The organism is Sinorhizobium sp. 8-89 (genome assembly GCF_030124325.1).
Taxonomy (GTDB): Bacteria; Pseudomonadota; Alphaproteobacteria; order Rhizobiales; family Rhizobiaceae; genus Sinorhizobium.
The window spans coordinates 12572-35249 of record NZ_JASKLR010000004.1; the positions used below are offsets into that span (position 1 = coordinate 12572).

General features: G+C 62.1%; 21 protein-coding genes and 1 tRNA gene. 8 read left to right on the forward strand and 14 right to left on the reverse strand.

Going from position 1 to position 22678, the window contains the following annotated elements; genetic code table 11:
• Positions 1-115 precede the first annotated feature (115 nt).
• Both QN219_RS10120 and ubiG read left to right on the forward strand, forming a co-directional pair.
• Positions 116-1645, forward strand: a complete 1530-nt coding sequence (locus tag QN219_RS10120) for an ABC-F family ATP-binding cassette domain-containing protein (RefSeq protein ID WP_283999525.1) — start codon at positions 116-118, stop codon at positions 1643-1645.
• A 338-nt stretch (positions 1646-1983) separates the two neighbouring features.
• On the forward strand, positions 1984-2730 hold the full coding sequence (gene ubiG, locus QN219_RS10125; protein WP_283999526.1) for a bifunctional 2-polyprenyl-6-hydroxyphenol methylase/3-demethylubiquinol 3-O-methyltransferase UbiG: 747 nt from the start codon (positions 1984-1986) through the stop codon (positions 2728-2730).
• Positions 2731-2919: 189 nt separating this feature from the next.
• On the opposite strand, the gene QN219_RS10130 is transcribed toward ubiG, so the two are convergent.
• From QN219_RS10130 to QN219_RS10145, 4 genes are all read right to left on the reverse strand, one after another.
• Entirely contained in the window at positions 2920-3348 is a 429-nt protein-coding gene (locus QN219_RS10130; RefSeq protein WP_283999527.1) for a DUF1178 family protein, read from the reverse strand.
• Positions 3345-4202 carry a carbon-nitrogen hydrolase family protein gene (locus QN219_RS10135; RefSeq protein WP_283999528.1) on the reverse strand — a complete coding sequence of 286 codons (858 nt, stop codon included), beginning with the start codon at positions 4200-4202 and terminating at the stop codon, positions 3345-3347. Before QN219_RS10135 ends, QN219_RS10130 begins: the two co-directional genes overlap by 4 nt.
• Positions 4203-4292: 90 nt before the next feature.
• Complete coding sequence (grxC, locus tag QN219_RS10140) at positions 4293-4550, reverse strand: glutaredoxin 3 (RefSeq protein ID WP_269281865.1); 258 nt, start codon at positions 4548-4550, stop codon at positions 4293-4295.
• Positions 4551-4693: 143 nt separating this feature from the next.
• A complete protein-coding gene (locus tag QN219_RS10145) occupies positions 4694-5440 on the reverse strand; it encodes a ComF family protein (RefSeq protein ID WP_283999937.1) in 747 nt (248 codons plus the stop codon).
• Between the two features lie 88 nt (positions 5441-5528).
• Here QN219_RS10145 and QN219_RS10150 point away from each other — a divergent pair, with 88 nt between their 5' ends.
• The gene (locus QN219_RS10150) at positions 5529-6416 is read left to right on the forward strand and encodes a methyltransferase domain-containing protein (RefSeq protein ID WP_283999529.1); all 888 of its coding nucleotides are present in this window, start codon (positions 5529-5531) and stop codon (positions 6414-6416) included.
• A gap of 76 nt (positions 6417-6492) precedes the next feature.
• On the opposite strand, the gene QN219_RS10155 is transcribed toward QN219_RS10150, so the two are convergent.
• The 5 genes from QN219_RS10155 to QN219_RS10175 all read right to left on the reverse strand — a co-directional run bounded on the left by QN219_RS10155 (position 6493) and on the right by QN219_RS10175 (position 10756).
• Positions 6493-6813, reverse strand: coding sequence for a hypothetical protein (locus QN219_RS10155; protein ID WP_283999530.1), 321 nt, complete (start codon positions 6811-6813; stop codon positions 6493-6495).
• Positions 6814-7052: 239 nt separating this feature from the next.
• Entirely contained in the window at positions 7053-7466 is a 414-nt protein-coding gene (mutT, locus tag QN219_RS10160; RefSeq protein ID WP_269281863.1) for an 8-oxo-dGTP diphosphatase MutT, read from the reverse strand.
• Positions 7467-7535: 69 nt separating this feature from the next.
• Positions 7536-8381 (reverse strand): GNAT family N-acetyltransferase, encoded by an 846-nt coding sequence (locus QN219_RS10165; protein WP_283999531.1) that lies wholly within the window; start codon positions 8379-8381, stop codon positions 7536-7538.
• A 44-nt stretch (positions 8382-8425) separates the two neighbouring features.
• The gene (gene argJ / locus QN219_RS10170; RefSeq protein ID WP_283999532.1) at positions 8426-9667 is read right to left on the reverse strand and encodes a bifunctional glutamate N-acetyltransferase/amino-acid acetyltransferase ArgJ; all 1242 of its coding nucleotides are present in this window, start codon (positions 9665-9667) and stop codon (positions 8426-8428) included.
• A gap of 234 nt (positions 9668-9901) precedes the next feature.
• Positions 9902-10756 carry a peptidylprolyl isomerase gene (locus QN219_RS10175; RefSeq protein WP_283999533.1) on the reverse strand — a complete coding sequence of 285 codons (855 nt, stop codon included), beginning with the start codon at positions 10754-10756 and terminating at the stop codon, positions 9902-9904.
• A 242-nt stretch (positions 10757-10998) separates the two neighbouring features.
• Between QN219_RS10175 and secA the strand changes: the two genes are divergently transcribed.
• The 3 genes from secA (at position 10999) to QN219_RS10190 (ending at position 16596) form a co-directional block, all read left to right on the forward strand.
• On the forward strand, positions 10999-13710 hold the full coding sequence (gene secA, locus QN219_RS10180) for a preprotein translocase subunit SecA (RefSeq protein WP_283999534.1): 2712 nt from the start codon (positions 10999-11001) through the stop codon (positions 13708-13710).
• Positions 13711-13927: 217 nt separating this feature from the next.
• On the forward strand, positions 13928-15325 hold the full coding sequence (locus QN219_RS10185) for a lipopolysaccharide biosynthesis protein (RefSeq protein ID WP_283999938.1): 1398 nt from the start codon (positions 13928-13930) through the stop codon (positions 15323-15325).
• Positions 15322-16596 (forward strand): GNAT family N-acetyltransferase, encoded by a 1275-nt coding sequence (locus tag QN219_RS10190; RefSeq protein ID WP_283999535.1) that lies wholly within the window; start codon positions 15322-15324, stop codon positions 16594-16596. Before QN219_RS10185 ends, QN219_RS10190 begins: the two co-directional genes overlap by 4 nt.
• Positions 16597-16699: 103 nt before the next feature.
• On the opposite strand, the gene QN219_RS10195 is transcribed toward QN219_RS10190, so the two are convergent.
• Both QN219_RS10195 and QN219_RS10200 read right to left on the reverse strand, forming a co-directional pair.
• Complete coding sequence (locus tag QN219_RS10195) at positions 16700-18343, reverse strand: AMP-binding protein (protein ID WP_283999536.1); 1644 nt, start codon at positions 18341-18343, stop codon at positions 16700-16702.
• Positions 18344-18450: 107 nt separating this feature from the next.
• Positions 18451-18535: transfer RNA gene (locus tag QN219_RS10200), tRNA-Leu, on the reverse strand.
• A 208-nt stretch (positions 18536-18743) separates the two neighbouring features.
• On the opposite strand from QN219_RS10200, the gene QN219_RS10205 reads away from it, so the two are divergent.
• The gene (locus tag QN219_RS10205; protein ID WP_283999537.1) at positions 18744-19253 is read left to right on the forward strand and encodes a disulfide bond formation protein B; all 510 of its coding nucleotides are present in this window, start codon (positions 18744-18746) and stop codon (positions 19251-19253) included.
• 26 nt (positions 19254-19279) lie between these two features.
• On the opposite strand, the gene QN219_RS10210 is transcribed toward QN219_RS10205, so the two are convergent.
• The gene (locus QN219_RS10210) at positions 19280-19837 is read right to left on the reverse strand and encodes an HNH endonuclease (RefSeq protein WP_283999539.1); all 558 of its coding nucleotides are present in this window, start codon (positions 19835-19837) and stop codon (positions 19280-19282) included.
• 106 nt (positions 19838-19943) lie between these two features.
• Positions 19944-20588 carry a DNA-3-methyladenine glycosylase gene (locus tag QN219_RS10215; protein WP_283999540.1) on the reverse strand — a complete coding sequence of 215 codons (645 nt, stop codon included), beginning with the start codon at positions 20586-20588 and terminating at the stop codon, positions 19944-19946.
• Between the two features lie 157 nt (positions 20589-20745).
• Here QN219_RS10215 and gluQRS point away from each other — a divergent pair, with 157 nt between their 5' ends.
• On the forward strand, positions 20746-21642 hold the full coding sequence (gluQRS, locus tag QN219_RS10220; protein ID WP_283999541.1) for a tRNA glutamyl-Q(34) synthetase GluQRS: 897 nt from the start codon (positions 20746-20748) through the stop codon (positions 21640-21642).
• A gap of 60 nt (positions 21643-21702) precedes the next feature.
• Here the strand turns inward: gluQRS and QN219_RS10225 are convergent, their stop codons facing one another.
• Positions 21703-22578, reverse strand: a complete 876-nt coding sequence (locus tag QN219_RS10225) for a YihY/virulence factor BrkB family protein (RefSeq protein WP_283999542.1) — start codon at positions 22576-22578, stop codon at positions 21703-21705.
• Positions 22579-22678: the final 100 nt, after the last annotated feature.

The following is a 22678-nucleotide window of genomic DNA, read 5'->3' on the forward strand; positions in this document are numbered from 1 at the left end:
AGCCGAGTGGCCCCAAGCGACGCGTTGACGTTCGTATCCGGCCCAGCCGCTTTGCTTCTTCCGCGATTGACGTCGGAAATGCGAAGCCTCAGCTCGGGCAGTCCAGAGAACGACAATGGCCTTGATCAATGTAAGGAATCTCGGCGCCACCTTGGGTGCGCCGCTCTTTTCGAACCTCAACCTTGCGGTCGCAGCCGGTGACCGTATCGGCATCGTCGCTGCCAACGGCCGAGGAAAATCCACGCTCTTGAAATGCATCGCAGGCGGGTTCGATCCGACCGCCGGTGAAATCACACGCTCGCGCGGTCTCACCATCGGCTATGTGGAGCAAGCCGTGCCGACCGCCATCTTCAGCAAGTCATTTTACGATGCTGTCCGCCAGGTACTGCAGGAGGAACAGGCGGAAACCGAGAGCTGGCGGGTCGACGTCATGCTGGACTCGCTCGAAGTTCCGCCGGAGCTTCGCGACCGGCCGATCGCGGCGCTGAGCGGTGGATGGCAGAGGCTTGCGCTCATTGCGCGCGCGGCGGTTACGGATCCGGACGCGCTTCTGCTCGACGAGCCGACCAACCACCTCGACCTCGCCAAGATCATGCAGCTGGAGACGTGGCTCAACAGCCTGCCCCGTGACGTTCCCGTGCTGATCTCCAGCCATGACCGCGCCTTTCTCGACGCAACGACCAATCGGACGCTGTTTCTGCGGCCGGAGCAGTCCCATGTCTTCTCGCTTCCCTATTCGCGCGCCCGCGATGCCCTCGACGAGATCGATGCCTCGGACGAGCGGCGCTACCAGAAGGAGATGAAGACCGCCCAGCAGCTGCGCCGGCAGGCGGCCAAGCTCAACAATATCGGCATCAACTCTGGCAGCGATCTCCTGACCGTCAAGACGAAGCAGTTGCGGCAGCGGGCGGAGCGTCTGGAAGATTCAGCGCGGCCGGGCTTTCAAGAACGGTCATCCGGGGCGATCCGACTTGCCAACCGTGGCACGCACGCCAAGACCCTGGTGACACTCGACGATGTGTCCGTCGAAGCGCCTGACGGACGCCTGCTCTTCAAAACAGGTAAGCGCTGGATCTGCCAAGGCGATCGCATCGTCCTGCTCGGGCACAACGGCGCCGGAAAATCGCGTCTCGTCAACCTGATCAAGACAGCAATATCCGGGCCGGATGGCGCATCCGAAAGAATCAAGACAACCCCGTCGCTCGTGCTCGGCTACAGCGATCAGGCGCTTGCCGGCCTGCCGGATGACGATACGCCGCTTGCCGCGCTCGGTCGACGTTTTGAGATCGGCGATCAAAGGGCGCGCGCGCTACTGGCGGGCGCCGGCCTCGGCATCGACCTGCAAACCCGTCCGATCGGTGTTCTTTCGGGTGGTCAAAAATCAAGGCTCGCAATGCTCGTGCTGAGGCTTACCGATCCGAACTTCTATCTGCTCGACGAGCCGACCAACCACCTGGATATCGAGGGACAGGAAGCGCTGGAATTGGAGTTGATGACCAACCAAGCGACCTGCCTTCTCGTCTCGCACGACCGCAGCTTCGTGCGCGCCGTCGGCAATCGATTCTGGCTGATCGAGAACCGGCGACTCGTCGAGGTCGAGGGGCCGGAGGATTTCTTTGCCCCCGCGACAACAGGTCAGGCGTAAAGGAGCACCTTGCAGCGTCCCGCCCGCTGGCGGGACGCTGCAAGCTCGACCGAAACCAGTGCAGCCGCTTCCGTTCATCGCGTCCGCTCATCGGCAGCGATAGGCTTCGGGGAAGCGCGATGTCCTAGCACTAACTGCCGCAGTCCCCTTGATCTGAGGAATCGGAAGGGGAGAACGATGGGTGCGCGATTTCGGGGCGCGTGGCCAACGCGACGGCTGAACGATCCCCTTGACATCGCTCCCGGATCAGCCGACTTCACCTAGAACAGTTGGAGCGAGATGCAGCGAAAGCGATATCACAATTCCTCGTCCGCTCTGAACAATACGGAGGCATCCCGATGACCGAGACGGCGCGCACCACGATCGACCAGAGCGAAGTGGACCGGTTTTCCGCAATGGCGGCGGAATGGTGGGATCCGACCGGCAAGTTTCGTCCGCTGCACAAGTTCAATCCGGTGCGGCTTGCCTATGTCCGCGACAAGGCGTCGGAACATTTCGGCCGTGACCCCAAGGGCCCGCAGCCGCTCAAAGGTCTGCGGCTGCTCGATATCGGCTGCGGAGGCGGGCTCTTATCCGAACCGATGGCGCGCATGGGCGCAGATGTTCTCGGGGCAGATGCATCGGAAAAGAATATCGGCATCGCCAAGATCCACGCCGCCGGCAGCGGCGTTTCCGTCGATTATCGCGCAGTCACCGCAGAGGCGCTCGCCGAAGCCGGCGAAAGCTTCGACATCGTCCTCAATATGGAGGTGGTGGAGCATGTCTCCGATGTCGATTTCTTCGTCTCCACCTGCGCCCATATGGTTCGGCCCGGCGGGCTGATGTTCATAGCCACGATCAACCGCACAGTGAAAGCCGCGGCGCTCGCGATCTTCGCCGCGGAAAACCTGTTGCGCTGGCTTCCGCGCGGCACCCACCAGTACGAGAAACTGGTTCGCCCGGAGGAACTCGAAAAACCACTCCAGGCCAGCGGCATGGAAATCGCCGATCGCACCGGCGTGTTCTTCAACCCGCTCGCAAACCAATGGAACCTGTCGAGGGACATGGACGTCAATTACATGATCGTCGCCAAGCGGCCGGTCTGACCTAAGGGCGTGGCTCTTACCCTCCCAACCCCTTCCCGCAGGTAGGAGGAGCTGCTCGGTTTGCGCCTCCATGTCGACCTTCTGCGCCTGACAACCCGCTTGAAATTGCAGGAGATCGCAGCGGGGACTTCGCCCCTCCCCTTGTGGGGAAGGATCTCTGGGTCGACCAAATTGTCGTGACTATCACCCTCAGTTGGCATCATCCGGCAGCACCGGCAAGGGTGCGATCTCGATGCCTTCTTCCAGAAGTGCGATCGCCTCGTCCGCGCTTGCCTTGCCGATCAGCCCGCGCTGCTCGGCCTCGCCATAATGGATCCTGCGCGCTTCTTCCGGAAAACGTTCGCCGACGTCCTCGGCATTCTCGCGGATCGAATTGACCAGTTCGCGGATCTTGGCAATCGTCTCCTTCTGGGCCCGATCCATCACGAGCGCGCGCGTCGTCTCTTTCTTGCGCGCGGTCGAGACCGCCGGCGCCATCAACTGTTTGCTGACAGAGCCAGAGCCGCAGGTGGGACAGGTAACCAGATGCCGTTCGACCTGGGAGTCGAAGTCGTCGCTCGACGCAAACCAGCCTTCGAAGTCATGGCCGTCATCGCACGAGAGGTTGTAACGGATCACGCTGCAACGCCCCCTTTCCCAGTCGGCGCCACCTCGTCCAGCACGAAAGTGCGGGCGTTCCTGAGATTGGGTATTTTCGCCCGCGCGCCGTGCACCGCGGCAACGTCGATCTCGGCGAAGATGATCCCCTCTCCGGTGGGCCCGGCCTCAGCCAGCACCCTGCCCCAGGGGTCGATAATCATCGAATGGCCAAAGGTTTCACGGCCATCCTCATGCTCTCCGGCCTGCGCGGCGGCGATGACGAAAAACCCGTTCTCGATGGCGCGGGCGCGCAGCAGAATCTCCCAATGCGCTTCGCCGGTCTGCCGGGTGAAGGCTGCGGGCACCGACATGATCTCGGCGCCGGCAACGGCCTGCTGACGGAAGAGCTCGGGGAAGCGGACGTCGTAACAGATGGAAAAGCCCAGCTTGCCGAAGGAAAGATCGGCGATACGCGCGGTAGCACCTGGGCGGTACGCCGCGCTTTCGCGCCAGCTTTCGCCGTTCTCCAGATCCACATCGAACATATGGATCTTGTCGTAGTCGCAGATCTTGACCCCGTCCGGGCCGAAGAGAAAGCCGCGATTGGCGATCTTGCCGTCGGAAAGTCCAATCGGTGTCGAGCCTACATGAAGATAGACGCCAAGTTCGCCGGCAAGGTTCGCAGCCGCGCGGACGACGATATCGTTCGCCTCGTCCTTCAGCACGGACCGAAGCCCCGCCCGATCGCGCTGGATCGCGCCGGTCATTTCAGGTGTCTGGATATAGGTCGCGCCACGAGCGGCCGCTTCGCGCACGAGCTTCGCCATGGTTTCCGCGTTTCTGGCGGGATCGACGCCGGAGCACATCTGGACGGCAGCAGCTTTGAAACTCATCTTTTTCTCCCCGTAGCCATCCTTGCGCCCACTAAGGCTTGGACGTTTTGCGGTGACGGCGCATCAGGTCCCTGGAGCGCCCTTCGCGCGCTAGGCTGCGAGCAGTTCATCGAGCTTGCCGGCACGGTCGAGCGCATGCAGGTCGTCGCAGCCACCGACGTGGAGGTCGTTGATGAAAATCTGCGGAAACGTCGTGCCGCCGTTGGATTTTTCGATCATCGTCTGGCGCATGCCCGGATCATAGGTTGCATCGTGTTCGACGTAGGGGACGCCCTTGGTTTCGAGCAGTTTCTTTGCCGCCGAGCAATAGCCGCAGAACTGACGCGTATAAATGACGACCGAAGCCATGATCCTGAACCGCTCCTTAACATCGATGCCGGACATCTGCCGCTACATGCTTCCTTGAGTTCGCTTCCCATTCAAGGAAGCATGTAGCATTTCAAGGTGCTACAGCGACCTTTGCGCGCTTTATCAGACGCGCGGCGCTGTAGTCATATAGGACCGGACATTGCTCTTGCAAAGGTCAAAACCGTGACGTCCCCGGCCCCTGCCCGCTTCAGCGCGCGGGTGGCGGCCGAGACGGTTGCACCGGTCGTATATACATCGTCCACGAGCACAATTCTTTTCCCGCTGAGAACCGGTCTGCCGCTTTCAGGGACGACGAAGACGCCGCGGACATTCTCCTCACGCGCCCGGGTGCCGAGGCCGACCTGTCGGCTGGTGCGTTTGATGCGACGAAGCACGTCCGGCCGATAGGGTTTTCCCGCATGCGCCGCAACGACGCGCGCGAGTTCCGCGGCCTGGTTGAACTTTCGCCGCCAGAGGCGGAATGCATGCAGCGGAACCGGCAGGATCATGTCGGCCGCCGCCACCGCTCCGTCGCTCGCACGGATCATCCATTCGCCCATCATCGGCGCCAGATCGGTCCGGTCGCGGTATTTCAAACCGTGGACAAGGTCGCGCACGACACCTTCGTGGATCGCGACTGAGCGAAGCCGGTCGAAGACGGGCGGCTCGGCGATCGCTTCGGGAGAGACGGCACCCGGTCCAGGGTCGAAAGCAAAGGGAAGCCCCAGGATCTCACAATAGGGCCGCTCGATCAGCCGAAGGCCTGACCAGCAAGCCGGGCAAACAGCGTGATGATGGCCGGTCAACCGGCCGCAGCCGCAGCAGACCGGCGGAAAGACGATGCCGGCGGCCTCGCTCCCGAACCGGCGCAACAGCGCCGCCCAGCGCAGGGCCCGATTTCGCCATCCTTCCGGTTCCATATGGTTGACTTTGTCCACGTCAGGGTTTCTTTGCATCCGTGATTTCGGAGAGAGTATCGTGGAAATCATCTTTGACCAGAGCCTCGTTGAGGCTCGCCGCCACAGGGCCCTGCTTCACGCCGATGAGAAGGCGACCTTCCTGCTCGATATCGTGGCACGGGAGCTCGCCGACCGTGTGAGTGTGGTCGAGCGGCAGTTCGATCGAGCGTTGGAATTGCACGGTTACACCGGGCTCACAGCCGAGTGCCTTGCGGCGACAGGCAAGGTCGGAACCATCGAGAGGGTGGAAACAGACAAGGGCTTCGGTTCCGCCGATCAACCTGTTACGGTCGCCCCACTGGAGCAGATTCCCGCCGCGCCGGAATCCCTCAACCTTGTCGTGTCGCCGCTTTCGCTGCATCTGACCAACGATACGCCCGGAGTTTTCATTCAGGCCCGTCGGGTATTGAAGCCGGATGGCCTGTTCCTCGCGGCGATCCCGGGGAGCGGCACGCTGCAGGAGCTTCGCGACACGCTTCTGGCGGCCGAAGCCGAACTGACCGGCGGAGCAAGCCCAAGGGTCATTCCGTTTGCCGACGTCCGCGAAATGGGCGCCCTGCTGCAGCGAGCTGGCTTTGCCCTGCCGGTCGCAGACGCCGAAACCTATACGGTCCGTTACGATTCCCTCTTCGGCTTGCTTAGGGACCTGAGGGCCATGGGCATGGCCAACCCGCTGGCGGCGCGAAGCCGCGTGCCCGTCTCCCGACGGTTCTTCCTGAGGGCGGCCGAGCTCTACGCGGAGCGCTTCTCCGACCCCGACGGCCGCGTTCGCGCAACATTTTCGATCATCTACATCTCCGGCTGGGCACCGCACGAGAGCCAGCAAAAGCCTTTGAGACCCGGCTCCGCGAAGCAAAGGCTGTCCGAGGCGCTGGGCGTCGATGAACATCCATTGAAAGAGAAGTGAGACAACGCTGCGTCGCGCGCCTCGTCATGCGCAAACGATGCGGTAGCACTTTGACTGCTCCCGCGTTTCGTTCAGCTCAGCATCCGCTTTTGCTGCCATCCGCATCGATGATGCAGACGGCCCCCGGAGTCTCCTGCAGCACACTGCGGCGGACCGTGTAGCGCCGGCTGGTGCCGTTCGAGGGAATCGAGCCGGTCGAAATATTGTCGTACTCCATCGGCGTATTCGCCAACATGCGCTTGTCCGTCTTTGACGACAGCATCGGCGTGAGGATCAGCGTCAGCGCGATCACCGCCGTTCCGAACAGCAGCGACAGATTGAGCACGCCCGTCCGGCGGGCCTGGGTCGCCGCCAGATCCTTGTCCTGAACTGTCCTCCAGAAATCTTCGTCCACCATCCCAGCCTCGCAAACACGTAAAGAGCGGCGGGCGAAAGCATCCTTCCCAAGCCTCGACCTGACCACACCTGCTCGAAACCGGTGCCACGCCAGAAGCCGTCGAGCACCGAAACTGATGGCCCTATCATTGCAGAAGGGTGATAAACTTTTGATTAATAAAGTGTGAGATTTTCCGCTAAAATTCGAGCTTTTACGGGACCAAAGCGATCAGGCAAGGCTCCAGCCGAGGGTTGGACCGGTCAAAGCAAATCCATCAGAAACGGAATCAGCGGCTCGTCTGCGGGAGGCATCGGATAGTCGCGCAGCGCCTTCGGCCGCACCCACTTGATCGTCTGGCCCTCGCGCCCCTCGGCGAAGCCTTCGTAGCGCCGGCATACATAAAGCGGCATCAGCAGATGGAAGTCGTCATAGCTGTGGCTCGCGAAGGTGAGCGGCGCAAGACATGCGACCTTGGTGCGGATGCCGAGCTCCTCTTCAAGCTCCCGGATCAGCGTCACCTCGGGCGTTTCACCCGGCTCCACCTTGCCCCCCGGAAACTCCCAGAGCCCGGCAAGCGGCTTTCCTTCCGGACGCTGCGCCAGGAGAATGCGGCCGTCGGAATCGACCAGCGCGCAGGCCGCAACCAGCACGATCTTCTTTCCCTGCATATCCATTCCTCAGCCCCTTCGGCATGTTTCCTTAAATCGGAGCCGATTTAAGGGCAAAACATGCAATTCAAAGTGCTACAGCGACCTTTGTACGTCTGAAGAGACGCAGGGCGCTGTAGGTGTCCGATAGAGATAGCGATAGACTTCGGTGAAGCCGGCCCTGCGGTAAAGTTCGACCGCCGGCTCGTTTTCGGCCTCCACCTGCAGCCAAGCCTTCTTCGCGCCCTTGAGCCGTGCCCAGCGGAGCGACGCATCGAGCAGCGCCGAACCGACGCCCTTTCGGCGCACGGCCTCGGCCACCGCGAACTGCATGATGCCGGCAAGATCATTGTCCTGAACTACCAGCGACACCGCGGTCGGACCGATCTCGAGGTCTTCGAACAGGAACAGACCGCATTCCGGTTTGATGGCATTGATGATTTCGGTGAGCGCCGCCTTGGTCTGCGGCTCCTCCTTGCCGATCAGGATACGCGCATCGACGAAGCGGCCTATATCCTTGATCGGGAGGTGATCGATGCCATCGCTGAAGTCGCGCTCGGCGAGATCGGCCGTCAGCACCAGGCTGTGTCCGAATGCGGCCCAGTCTTCATTGTCCATGTAGGCGATCAGTTGCGGCGGCGTCAGCGGCGTCTGGCGAACCGTGAGCGGACGACCGTAGTCGGAGAAGCGCTTGCCTGCCTTTTCAAGCCGGATGGCGATGTCGCGGTAATCCGACGGATCAAGCGGATTGACGGAGTTCAGACGTTTGGAAGCGTGTCCGGCCGTAAGACGGATCAGCCAGCTGCCGTCGTATTGAACGTTCGCAGACGGCCAGGCGCGGAAGCCGACGGCTTCCAGCCGGCGCACACTCGGAAGGTCAACCATGATCGTTTCCCCAACCGCCGCGCCTTCCGTCGGCGGCCGCCTGTCGTTCGATGTCATTCGCCCTTAACCCCGGGTCCCGGATACCGCATCACGCGAAATCGTCAGCTTCTGTAGTCGCCGTTGATCTCGACATATTCCTTGGTCAGATCGCAGGTATAGACGGTCGCGCGGCCCAAACCGAGACCGATGTCGACGCGGATCGGAATGTCCTCGCCTTTCATGACGGCACTCGCAGCCGCTTCCGAATAATGCGGATCCCGCTCGCCCTCGACGGCGACACGCACGTCGCCGAACCAGATCGCCAGCCGGTCGCGCTCGGCCATCTCTCCGGATTTGCCGACGGCCATGACCACGCGGCCCCAGTTCGCATCCTCTCCGGCAACGGCCGTCTTGACCAAAGGCGAATTGGCGATCGACAGCGCAATGCGTTTGGCGGCGGCATCGGTCTCCGCACCTTCGACGGTCACGGCGACCATCTTGCGGGCGCCTTCGCCGTCGCGCACGACCTGGAGAGCCAAATCACGCAGCACATCATTGAGGGCGGCACGGAAGGCGTCGAGGCGCGGATCGGCGGCGTCGACCACCTTCGCCTGACCCTCCTTCGCCGCGGCACCGGTCGCAAACAGCATCAGAGTGTCGGACGTGGAGGTGTCGCTGTCGACCGTGACGGAGTTGAACGTCGGACCGACGCCAGCCGAAAGCAGGGCCTGAAGTGCTTCCGGCGCGATGTCCGCATCGGTCACGACGAAGGAGAGCATCGTCGCCATGTCTGGCGCAATCATGCCGGCCCCCTTGGCGATGCCGTTGATCGTCACCGTGATGCCGCCGATCTCCCCACTGCGGGTCGCGACCTTCGGGTAGGTGTCCGTGGTCATGATCGCCTTAGCCGCCTCGAACCAGAAATCCTCCTTGGCGGAAACAGCAAGACCATCGAGCACGCCGGCGAATTTGGTCGCATCGAGCGGCTCGCCGATCACGCCGGTCGAGGCCAGGAAGATCTCGCTCTCGCTGCATCCGGCAGCTTTGGCTGCGGACTGCGCGGTGAGTTCGGTCGCCTCCCGCCCCTTCTTGCCCGTGAACGCATTGGCGTTGCCCGAATTGACGACCACGGCGCGCGCGACGCCTCCTTGGAGATTCCTGCGGCAGAAATCAACCGGTGCGGACGGGCATTTCGATCGGGTGAAGACGCCGGCAACCGCGGCGGGCTCGTCGAAGATCATCATCAGCACGTCGGTGCGGTTCTTGTACTTGATCCCCGCCGCGGCCGTTGCCATGCGCACGCCTCGAAGTGGCGGCATTTCGGCGAAGATTTTCGGAGCAAGCGGAGAGACGGAGCCGGACATGTGTAAACCTGCTTTGGAGAAGCCTGGATGATGTTGCGACAATGCCCGAACGGCATCGCGCCGTCGGGCATCGACAATGAGCGAGACCGGATGTCGCTCAGCCCTCTACAGTGCCGCGCGTCTCATCAAACGCGCAAAGGACGCTGTAGCACTTAGAAGTGCTGCATGCTTCTATCCCTAAATCGGCTAGGATTTAAGGATACATGCAGCAGGCGAAACGACATCTGCGATACCTTACTTCGTTTCCTGCGGCTTGTTGGCCTCGTCGTAGGCCTTCTTGAGCGCAGGATCCGAAATTTCGACGCCGGTGTCCTTTTTCGCGGAAGCCAGAAGCTCCAGGTATTTGTCGCGCATGACGAGCTGACGCACCTGCGGTTCGACCTGTTCCAAGGTCGGCGGCGCCTGCGGGCGCTTGTCCTCGACCAGGATGACGTGGAAGCCGAACTGTGTTTTTACCGGGGTCTTGGTATAGGCGCCCTTTTCGAGCGCGAATGCTGCTTCTTCGAATTCGGGCACCATCCGCCCCTTGGCGAAGTAGCCCAGATCGCCGCCCTCATCCTTGTTCGGATCGGACGACTTCGTCTTGGCGAGGTCGACGAAGCTCTTGCCTGCCTCAAGCTCCTTGATCACAGCCTTGGCCTCATCCTCGGTCTTCACCAGGATATGGCGGGCCTTTATCTCTTCCTGTGCCGGGATGGCGGCAACTTCCTTGTCGTAGCGGGCCTTGACTTCTTCCTTCGTCACCGCGTCCACGACATGCTTCTTGAAGAACGCATTGTGCAGCTCACGTTCGGTAAGGTAAGCGATACGCTGTTTGAAAACGGCGTCGTCCTGCAGGCCTTCCTTCTCGGCATTCTTTGCCAGAAGCTTGACATCGATGACGGCCGAAAGCGCTGCGGCGCGTTTCTGTTCTTCCGGCATCTGCTGAAGCTGCGGATCAAGACCACTGAGAGCGAGGTTGAGTTCGGACTGACGGACTTCCTGCCCGCCAACTGTCGCGATCACCGGATCGGTCTCTTCGGCGCGCGCTCCGTGCACAGCGATTGCCACGACGAATGCCGCAGCCGCCAAAGTCTTGTATCTGGACATTTCACTAACCTTTCACCTTTGGCCGCCAGCTCGATTGCCTCTGGCCCTTGCGGCTGCACAACACCAGAATGTGGCCGTTCTGTAGCCTTCCGGCTGTGCAAGTGCGTTGACATAATCCGACCCCCCTCTTATCTGTCACGCAACCTCGCGTCCAGAACAGTTTCCGGGCGTTTCATGGCATTATGCGGTTTTTCAAGCCCAACCTGAAACCCCAGGCGACAAATAAAGAAAGGGCCATTCGTATGGTCAGTCTCGGCGGCCTCGCCCGCAAGTTGTTTGGTTCCGCCAATGAGCGCCGCGTCCGTAGTTACAAGGGCCGGGTGGACGCCATCAACGCTCTTGAAGCCGAAATGAAGGCGTTGAGCGACGAAGCGCTGGCGGCAAAAACCGCGGAATTCCGCCAGCAATTGGCCGAAGGCAAGACGCTCGACGACATCCTCGTGCCGGCCTTTGCAGTCGTGCGCGAAGCCGCACGCCGCGTCCTCGGCCTACGTCCCTTCGACGTCCAGCTCATCGGCGGCATGATCCTGCATGAGCGCGCCATTTCCGAAATGAAGACCGGCGAAGGCAAGACGCTCGTCGCGACATTGCCCGTCTACCTCAACGCGCTTGCCGGCAAGGGCGTGCATGTCGTGACGGTCAACGATTATCTGGCCCAGCGCGACGCCGGCATGATGGGCCGGATTTACGGCTTCCTCGGCATGACGACCGGAGTCATCATTCACGGCCTCACCGACGAGCAGCGCCGCGACGCCTATGCCTGCGACGTCACCTACGCGACCAACAACGAACTCGGCTTCGACTATCTGCGCGACAACATGAAATACGAGCGCTCGCAGATGGTGCAGCGCGGTCACTTCTTCGCGATCGTCGACGAAGTGGACTCCATCCTGGTCGACGAGGCGCGCACGCCGCTGATCATCTCCGGTCCGCTCGACGACCGCTCCGACCTCTACAATACGATCAACGAGTTCATTCCGCTGCTCTCGCCGGAAGACTACGAAATCGACGAGAAGCAGCGCTCGGCCAACTTCTCCGAAGAAGGCACCGAGAAGCTCGAGAACATGCTGCGGCAGGCGGGCCTCTTGAAAGGCGAGTCGCTTTACGACATCGAGAACGTCGCGATCGTCCACCACGTCAACAATGCCTTGAAAGCCCACAAGCTCTTCACGCGCGACAAGGACTATATCGTGCGCAACGGCGAGATCGTCATCATCGACGAATTCACCGGCCGCATGATGCCGGGCCGCCGCTATTCCGAAGGCCAGCACCAGGCGCTGGAAGCCAAGGAAAAGGTGCAGATCCAGCCCGAGAACCAGACGCTCGCCTCGATCACCTTCCAGAACTACTTCCGCATGTACGAGAAGCTTGCCGGCATGACCGGTACGGCAGCGACGGAAGCCGAAGAATTCGGCAATATCTATGGCCTCGAAGTGATCGAAGTTCCGACCAACCTGCCGATCAAGCGCCTCGACGAGGACGACGAGGTCTATCGGACCGCGGGTGAGAAATACAAGGCGATCATCGACGAGATCAAATCCGCGCACGAGCGCGGCCAGCCGATGCTCGTCGGCACCACCTCCATCGAGAAATCCGAGCTTCTCGCCGAAATGCTGAAAAAGAGCGGCTTCTCGAAGTTCCAGGTCCTGAACGCCCGTTACCACGAGCAGGAAGCCTATATCGTCGCCCAGGCCGGCGTGCCCGGCGCGATCACGATCGCGACCAACATGGCCGGCCGCGGTACCGACATCCAGCTTGGCGGCAATCCGGACATGCGCATCCAGCAGGAACTGGACGAGATCGAGCCCGGCCCCGAGCGCGAAGCGCGCGAAAAGGCGATCCGCGAAGAGGTGCAGAAGCTCAAGGAGAAGGCGCTCGCCGCCGGCGGTCTCTATGTTCTCGCCACCGAGCGCCACGAGAGCCGCCGCATCGACAACCAGCTGCGAGGCCGTTCCGGCCGTCAGGGGGATCCCGGGCGCTCGAAGTTCTTCTTGTCGCTCCAGGACGATCTGATGCGCATCTTCGGCTCCGACCGCATGGACGGCATGTTGCAGAAGCTGGGCTTGAAGGAAGGCGAAGCAATCGTCCATCCCTGGATCAACAAGGCACTCGAACGGGCCCAGAAAAAGGTCGAGGCACGCAACTTCGACATCCGCAAGAACCTCTTGAAATATGACGACGTGCTCAACGACCAGCGCAAGGTCATCTTCGAGCAGCGCATCGAACTGATGGATGCGGAGAGCGTCACCGAGACGGTCACCGACATGCGCAACGAAGTGATCGAGGATGTCGTCAGCAAGCGGATTCCCGAGCGCGCCTATGCCGAGCAATGGGACGTCGAAGGCCTGAAAGCGGACGTCCAGCAGTATCTCAATCTCGACCTGCCGATCACCGAGTGGGCTGCGGAAGAGGGTATTGCCGAGGACGATATTCTCGAACGCATTAGGGAGGCCGCCGACAAGGCAGCAGCCGACCGGACCGAACGCTTCGGCCTCGACGTCATGCAATATGTCGAGCGCTCCGTCGTACTGCAGACGCTCGACCATCTCTGGCGCGAACACATCGTCAACCTCGACCATCTTCGTTCGGTCATCGGCTTCCGCGGCTACGCCCAGCGCGATCCGCTGCAGGAATACAAGTCCGAGGCATTCGAACTGTTCCAGGCCCTGCTCGGCAATCTCCGCCAGGCCGTGACGGCACAGTTGATGCGCGTCGAACTGGTGCGCGAGGCACCCGAAGCACCGCAGCCGCTGCCGCCGATGGAAGGTCATCACATCGATCCGCTGACCGGCGAGGACGACTTCGCGCAGTCCGGAGCGTCGCTGCTGGCCATCGCGCCAACGAACCGCAATCCGGCCGACCCCTCGACCTGGGGCAAGGTATCGCGCAACGAGCCCTGCCCTTGCGGCTCCGGCAAGAAATACAAGCATTGCCACGGAACCTATGAAGCGTGATCGAATGCCGCCTCCGGGCGGCATTTTCATAGGCGCGCCTTCGGCTTTTCCTGCGGCATGATCCGGCGCCGATTTTCGCGGATCGGATTGTGATGGCCGTCGTCGAGATAGCCGCGCTGAACCGTTTGTTAACGCTGATCTGGCAGAAGTGAGGCCCTGTATTGCGTAGGTTCAGGGTGTCCTCGTGTTCATGGCGGTATGTCAATCGGCCGGACGAATGCTGCCGTCGGCGCTGAGGCACCGCCTGTCTCCGCTGCCGGGCAGGCTTGGATCGATCGCCTCCACCACCGACCCCAAGGGCCGCGCGCAACGCACGGCCCTGATCGCCTTTGCGATCCGCATCTTCAGTGCAGCCATTGCCCTCGTCTCGCAGATCGTTCTCGCTCGTCTCATGGGCGAGTTCGAATACGGCGTCTTCGTCTTCGTCTGGGTCCTGGCCATCCTGTTCGGAAATCTGTCCTGCCTCGGCTTGCACACGGCCGTGATCCGCTTTCTGCCGGAATATCAAACGGCCGACGCCGTGGCCGAAATCCGCGGCCTCACGACGGTCGCGCGCGTCTTCGCGCTCCTTTCGGCGACTGCGCTGGCCACGCTCGGTGGCATTGGTCTCTGGTTCTTTGCGGACGTCATCGAGCGCTATTATCTCGTCGCCCTCTATCTCGGCCTCGTCGCCCTGCCGATGATCGCACTCGGCGATGTCATGGACGGCACCGCGCGCGCGCACAGCTGGCCATTCGCCGCGTTGAGTCCCACCTTCATCATCCGGCCGCTGCTCATCCTCGCCTTCATGGTGCTCGCCACCACCGCCGCCGGATTGCCCAACACGGCGAAGACCGCAATGATCGCCGCCTTGGCTGCCACCTACGTCACGACGCTCGGGCAGTTTCTCGCAATGACACGGCGCCTCCGCAGGCGGTACGTCCGCGGCCCGATGAAGATCGAACTCGGACCATGGCTGCGCCTCTCCGTGCCGATATTTCTCGTCGACGGTTTCGGTTTCCTGCTGACCAATTCCGATGTCGTGATCGTCGGGTTCTACCTGCCGCCGGATGACGTGGCGATCTACTTCGCGGCCGCCAAGACCATGGCTCTCGTGCATTTTGTCATGTTCGCCGTAAAGGCAGCGGCCGGGCCGCGCTTTTCCGAGGCGATGGCTGCCCGCGATCGCCGCCAACTCGCCGAAATCGCGACCGAAAGCGCGCACTGGTCCTTCTGGCCCTCGCTCGCGATGGGCGGCGCGGTGCTCCTCGCCGGTCGGTTCCTGCTGTCGCTATTCGGCCCGGCCTTTACCGCCGGCGCGCCATTGATGGCGATCCTTTTTGCCGGCATTCTGGCCAAGGCCTTCGTGGGCCCCGTCGAAACGCTGCTCACCATGGCTGGCCGGCAGAAGCTCTGCGTGATCCTTTACGCGACCGCTCTCGCTGTCAACATCGCGCTGAACCTTGTTCTCATCCCCGCCTTCGGCCTGACGGGCGCAGCGCTCGCCACCGCCGGAGCGATGTTCGTCGAGGCGGCAATTCTGCACCTCGCCGCAAGACGCACTTTCGACATCCCGCTCCTCGCTTTCGCGGGCAGAGGAAGCGGCAACGACAAGAACGAGGCGATCCGTCCATGATCGGCAACACCCCCCTTCCCGGAGACGCAAACAGCAGGGCGAGCCGCCTGCTCGCCGGATTGGCCCAGCCCGGCTTCGACTCGTCGCAGCCCGAGCAGACCGTAAGCGTCGGGCGGCCCGGCCGATATCTCTCGATCTATTCCGCAAAGGCCGGCTACGAGCTGCAGCGAGAGCTCGATTTCCTCTCGAACCGTGCGATAGAACCGAACATATTCTTTACCGGCCGCTTTCTCGCTCCGGCCATGCCGCGCCTGGAAGACCGGGTGATCCGGCTCGCCGTGATCCGGGACAACGACGAACACCGCAACCGGATGCGCTTCCTCATGCCGTTCTCGATCGAGAAGCCTGGCTTCGCGATCGGCGCGACCATCATTCGTGCCTGGTCCAACCCATTCGGTCCCTTAGGCGTACCGCTGCTCGACGCCGAAGACGCGGCCGAAACGCTCAGCAATCTCTATGAAGCGCTGGCCGTCCCCTCGTCCGGATTGCCGCCGGTGCTCGTGCTGCCGGACGTGAGGCTCAAGGGCCGGTTCGCACAGCTCGCCCGCGCGGTCGCGATCGGCGAAAACCTGCCGTTGACCGTGACCGACACCTTCGAGCGGCCGATGCTCGAAAGCCTGCTCGACGGCCCGACCTATCTGCGCAACGCGATCAAACGCCCGCATTTCAAGGAATTGCGGCGCCAGTGGAAGAACCTCGAAAAGCACGGACAGCTGATCTACAACGTCGCGCGCCGGCCCGAGGAAATCCGGCTGCGCATGGAGGAATTCCTGGCGCTGGAGGCTTCCGGCTGGAAGGGGCGAGAGCGCAGCGCCATGATCATGGATCGCTTCCGCGCCGCCTTCGCCAGGGAGGCGATCACCAATCTCGCCGAGACGGACAGCGTCCGCATCCACACACTCGATCTCGATGGCAGGGCGATCGCCGCCATGGTCGTTCTGCTGATGGCCGGCGAAGCCTATACGTGGAAGACGACCTATGACGAGCGATATGCCAAATATTCGCCAGGCAAGCTGCTGCTCGCCGAACTGACGGAATGGCATCTCGACGATGCCAATATAGCCCGCTCCGATTCCTGCGCCGTGCCCGACCATCCGGTAATAGGCCGCTTCTGGCAGGAGCGAGAGGAGATGGGAACACTCGTCATCGGCTTGCAGCAGAACCGTGACCGCGATGTCCGCCAGGTAGCCGCCCAGCTCCACCTCTATCGCAACACTCGCAACATGGCGCGATTGCTCCGCGAGAAGATACGCGCGCTTGCCGGCCGCTGACGCGCAGTCCGGCTTTACTGCTCTCTTAAGCGGCGCATCTCACCAGACGCAAAGGACGATGCAGCACTTGGAATTGCTGCATGTTTCCTTGATCGGCTACGATTTAAGGGAACATGCAGCAGGCTTCCGCAGCCGCCCGATCGCGCAGAAGCCGGCGGATCACTTTCCCCGACGTTGTCAACGGCAGGCTGTCGACGAACTCGATCTCGCGCGGGTATTCATGCATGGAGAGCCTCGTCTTCACCCAGTCACGGATCCCTGCCGCGGTCTCCTCATCCGCAGAGGCGCCGGGTCTCAGCACCACATAGGCCTTGACGATTTCCGTGCGGAGCGGGTCGGGCTTGCCGACAGCGGCCGCCAATTGAACGTCCGGGTGGCCGGCCAGGCAATCCTCGATCTCGCCCGGACCGATGCGGTAGCCCGACGAGGTGATGACGTCGTCGTCACGGCCGAAGAAGGTGAAGTAGCCCTCCGCATCCATCACGCCTTGGTCCCCGGTCGTCATCCAGTCGCCGATGAACTTCGTTTCAGTCGCCGGCTCGTTGCGCCAATAGCCGAGGAACATCACCGGGTCCGGACGCCGCACAGCCACCTGCCCGACCGTGCCCGGCGGCAGGACGCGACCCTCGCCGTCGATGATCGCCACGCGATGGCCAGGCGCCGCCTTGCCCATGGAGCCGGGCTTCAAGACACCGAGATTTGCCGCCGAAGAAATCACGATATTGCATTCCGTCTGGCCGTAGAATTCGTTGACTTCGATGCCGAGCGCAGCCTTTGCCCATTCGAAGGTCCCGTGCCCGAGCGACTCACCCGCAGAACCGATCGTGCGCAGCTTGAGGGCGTAGTGATCACGGGGTCGGTCGACGGCCTTCAAGAGCCGAAGCGCCGTCGGCGGGATGAAGGCGTTGCGGACGTCCATCTCTTCCATGATCCGGAAAGCTACATGCGGATCAAACTTCTGAGCCGGCGACGAAACGACCGGCACACCGAGCAGCAGCGACGGCAATAGTGCGTTCAGCAAGCCGCCAGCCCAGGCCCAATCGGCCGGCGTCCACATCCGGTCGCCCGGCTGCGGCAGGAAATGATGATGGAACTGGAAGCCCGGCAAATGGCCAAGCAGGACACGATGGCCGTGCAGCGCGCCCTTCGGCGGACCTGTCGTCCCGGAGGTATAGATCATCAGCGCCGGATCGTCCGGCGTCGTGTCGGCCGCGGCAAAACGCCTCCCGCTGTTCGCGAGCCGGTCGAAACGAACCGTCCCGGGCTCATCCGCCTCTTCCGCGAGCGCGATGAGGCCGAGGTCCGGCAACTTCGCCCGGATCGCCGCAAGCCGCTCATAGCCGAACCGATTGGTGACGATCGCCGTCGCCCCGGCATCCAGCAGGCGATATTCGAGCGCATCGACGCCGAACAGCAAAGCGAGCGGCAGGGCGATCGCGCCGAGCTTGTAGATCGCGGCATGCGCAATTGCGGCCTCGAAGCCCTGCGGCAGGAAGATCGCGACACGATCGCCGCGCTTCACACCATGACCCGCCAATCCACCGGCAAAGGCGGAAGAGCGCGCCGCGAATTCACCATAGGTCAGAGACAGATGCCCGCCGTCGGGCTTGAAATGCTGAAGGCAGACGCGTTCCGGTTCGCGCTCCGCCCAGGCATCGCTGACCGCAACACCGATGTTGAAGCGCTTCGGAATCCGCCAGTGGAAATCGCGGTAAAGTTCGTCGTAGTTTTCGATTTTCGGGAGCATGGGCCGCCGCAACAGAATTTTTCCGCCACGCAGCTAGCATTTTCGCCCCCGTCTGTTCAATGGAGGTACGGCCGCGGGAACGCGTCCGATGATCTGCGGGGGTGTAGTGGTGCCCCATGCCGGAGTCGAACCAGCACTCCTTTCGGAACTCGATTTTGAGTCGAGCGCGTCTACCAATTCCGCCAATGGGGCCAAGGCTGTGATGTCAGCGGTTTGCGATTTACACGATCGATTTCGCGGCGGTCAACCGCGAAATTGCATTTCGGCCCCCGGCGATCACAAAAGCGTGCAAACTCTGTATTATGCGGGCAATTTACAGCGAGACAGATCCTTCCTAAGAAGGCGTCGTAATTTACGGCCGGCATCGCCGACCGCCGTTTCGCATAAGCGCGAGGTATCCATGACCGCAGCTTCCGTCGCTCAACGCCAACACCTTGTTGGCGCCGTTCTCGTCACGCTCGGCATGGCGGCAACTGTCGGCGGCGCGCTTGGTTTCGAGCACATCGGCGGCTACATCCCTTGTGCGCTTTGCCTGCTGCAGCGCAACCCCTATTACTACGGCATCCCGCTCGGCATCCTAGCGATCGTCGCGAGCGCCCTCAAGCTGCCGGCCTGGATCACGCGAGCGCTGCTCCTTCTCGTCGGCATTCTGATGCTCGTCGGCGCCGGCATAGGGGTCTATCACTCGGGCGTCGAATGGCATTTCTGGGAGGGACCGTCGACCTGCGCGACAGCCGCCCGGGGCGTTTCATCAGATGTCGGCGATCTGCTCGGCGATCTCGATGCCAAACACGCCCCCTCCTGCACGGATGCCGCGCTTCGCGTCCTCGGCCTTTCCTTCGCCGGCTGGAACGTGATCGCAAGCCTCATCCTCGCGGCCATCGCTTTACGCGGTGCCGCCAAGGCCTGAGAGTGCTTTCACTTCAGGCTTGACCTTTACGGCTGCAGTTCGACATCCCAGTAGAGATAGTCCATCCAGCTTTCATGCAGATGGTTCGGCGGGAAGAGCCGGCCGTTGTTGTGCAGGTCCTGCACCGTCGGGTGATAGGGCTTCTGATGAGGGAACATGTTGGCCTGTTTCGGCAACTTGCTGCCCTTGCGCAGGTTGCAGGGCGAACAGGCCGCCACGACATTTTCCCACGTCGTCTGGCCGCCGTGAGCGCGGGGCACCACATGGTCGAAGGTCAAATCGTCAGGCGATCCGCAATACTGGCATTCGAATTTGTCGCGGAGGAAAACGTTGAATCGGGTGAATGCCGGATGACGCGACGGCTGCACGTAGCTCTTGAGACAGACGACGCTCGGCAGCCGCATCGAAAAGCTCGGTGACGACACCGAATGCTCGTATTCAGCAAGGATTGTGACGCGGTCAAGGAATACGGCCTTGATCGCGTCCTGCCAGGACCAGAGCGACAAGGGGTAATAACTCAGCGGCCGGTAGTCGGCGTTCAAGACGAGCGCCGGCAAGGCCTGAGGTGAGACTGCAATCGTCAAGCGTATTCTCCTGATCGATTCGGCATCTGCACCTTCTATATTAGGCGCGTTGCGACAGGATTGTGAAGCCACAAAGAAAAACGACGCGAAGGATTCGCTTTTTTCTTCAAGGCGTCACCGGCATCGCATCACGCCGCATTTCCTGTGCATAATAGGCCCAGAACAGCCGGGCGGCGACGCTGCGCCACGGTGACCAGGAGGTCGCGAGCGAATCGATCTCGCTTGCCGTCGGGCGATCGAAGTCGAGCGCGTGGCCGATGGCGTTCTGCAGGGCAACGTCGCCGGATGGAAAGACGTCCGGGTGGCCCGCGCAGAAAAGCAGGTAGACTTCTGCCGTCCAGCGGCCAACGCCCTTGATCGCCGTCAGTTCGCGAACAGCAACAGCGGCGTCCGCATCGCAGATGGCGTCGAGGTCGATCTCGCCTGCATGTGCCGCCGCTGCGACGCGACGCAGGGTGTCGGCCTTGGCGCGGGAAAGACCGAACTGCCGGCAATCTTCATCGCCAAGCGAAAGGACTGCGGCCGGACTGATCTCACCGAGGGAGGCTTCCATGCGCCGCCAGATCGCGGCAGCACTCGCCTTCGAGACCATTTGCGAAACGATGATGTTGGCAAGACCGCGGTAGCCGGGATCGGTGCGCCTGAGCGGCACCGGCCCTGCCTTGGCGACCACATGCTCGAGACGGGCGTCGAGCATCATCAGACCGGCAAGCCCGGCCTCGACGTCCTCGTGTGTCCGGATGATCCGCATACGCCCTCCACTGCATGTCTCCTTAAATCGTAACCGATTTAAGGAGAAAAACATGCAGCACTTCAAAGTGCTACAGCGATCTTTGTGCGTCTGAGAAGACGCACGGCGCTGTAGAAAGCGGGTGACGTTTATACCTCTTCCATGCCAAAGGGAACCGATGCCCATTTTGCCAGAGCAACCCGTTTTTCGCTTCGCGCCGAGCCCCAACGGCCTGCTGCACCTCGGTCACGCCCTGTCCGCCATCCTCAATCATGACATGGCGGCCGCCACGAATGGACGCTTCCTCTTGAGGATTGAAGACATCGACCGGGCGCGCTGCCGTCCGGAATTCGAAGCGGCGATCATCGAGGATCTCGCCTGGTTGGGGCTTGCCTGGGAACAGCCAGTCCGGCGCCAGTCAGACCATCTCGATCTTTACGCTGAGACGCTTCAGCGCCTGCGGACCATGGGCGTCGTCTATCCGTCCATCATGACCCGCGGCGAGATCCGCTCAGCCGTGGCTGCGGCAGAAGCCGATGGCGTGGTCTGGCCGCGCGATCCGGACGGATCGCCTCTCTATCCGGGCTACGAGCGCGAGCTCTCGCCTCGCGGGCAGGCCGCTCTTGCCGCCGGCGAGCGGCCCTATGCCTGGCGCCTCGACGTCGCCAAGGCAATCAAGCTCGTTGCCGAACCGCTGACATGGCAGGAAACGGGGGCCGGCCCGGCAGGTGAAACGAGCCTGATCACAGCCGATCCGGCCGGTTGGGGCGACGTCATCCTTTCGCGCTCGGATGCGCCCTCGAGTTACCATCTCTCGGTGGTGGTCGATGACGCCCTGCAGGGCATCACCCATGTAGTGCGCGGGCGCGACCTCTATCATGCAACCTCCGTCCACCGTCTGCTGCAACGGCTTCTCGATCTGCCGGAGCCGGTTTACCACCACCACCGTCTTGTTCTTGGACCGGACGGGCGGAAATTGTCGAAGAGCAATCAGGACACGGGCATTGCCGCCTTCCGCGTCGCCGGGCGCTCGCCGGCGGACGTCCGCGCCATGGTCCGCGAGGGCGCATCATGAACCGCGGTCGCCCGCTTCCCGCACCGGCTCATGTGGATCGCGATTATTGCAAGCCGGCGGTCACTCGTCCCGCGTCGTCTGAAAGCTGCGCATGACCATGCGTCTCACCCTGAACTTCATGATTGCGGCGTTGATCTCCGCGCCGATGATGAAGATGGCACCAATCATGTAAAGGAAAACGAGCACGATCACGACCGAGGCGAGACCGGCATAGGTCGCGACGTAATTGGAGAAGGTCGAGATGTAAGAAGCGAAGGCATAGGCGCCGACCGACCACAGGAGCAGCGTCAGAACGATGCCGGGCAGCACGTCGACGACTTTGCGGTGGCCGGCCGGTAGCCACAGATGCGACACCAGAAGCCCGCAAGTCACCATCACCAGCGCCAGCGCCAACCCCCAATTGTCCACCGTCGCCAGCACCGCGTCGAGCCAAGGCAGCCACTCGTCGGCATTGCGGACGGCGAGCGGCACGGCGACGAGCACGATGCTGACGGCAGCGAGAATGAGGACGGCCGCGAGCACGAAGGCAAGGCTGGAGAGGCGGGTGAAGTACCAGGGGCGGCTTTCCGCGACCCTATAGGCTCTGTTGAGTGCGATCCGGAGCGCTTCGACCCCATTCGAGGCAAAATAGGCGGCCGCCAGCACCGAAATGGTGAGCAGGCCGCCGCGCTGAACTGTCAGCACCTCCACGATCTCGTCCGCGACGGGTTTCGCGATCGATTCCGGCCACGCATCGAAAATCAGATGGACGGCGGTCACGGCAAATTGGTCGGCGCCGAGAAAGCTGCCGAGTGCCGTACCGAAAATCAGGAACGGAAAGACGGCCATCAGAGAGGAAAGCGCAACGTGGCTTGCCATCGCCCAGCCGTCGTCCTCGCTGAAATGCCAGAGCGCATCGAATATGACCTTCCAGATGACGCGAACGAGGGCTGGCATTCCATCTCCGAGCTTGCGGCATCCACTCGAAATGACGCGAGTGTACACATGCAATTCAATTTGTATCCCAGCGATGAATATGGGAAACGGGGGATGGATT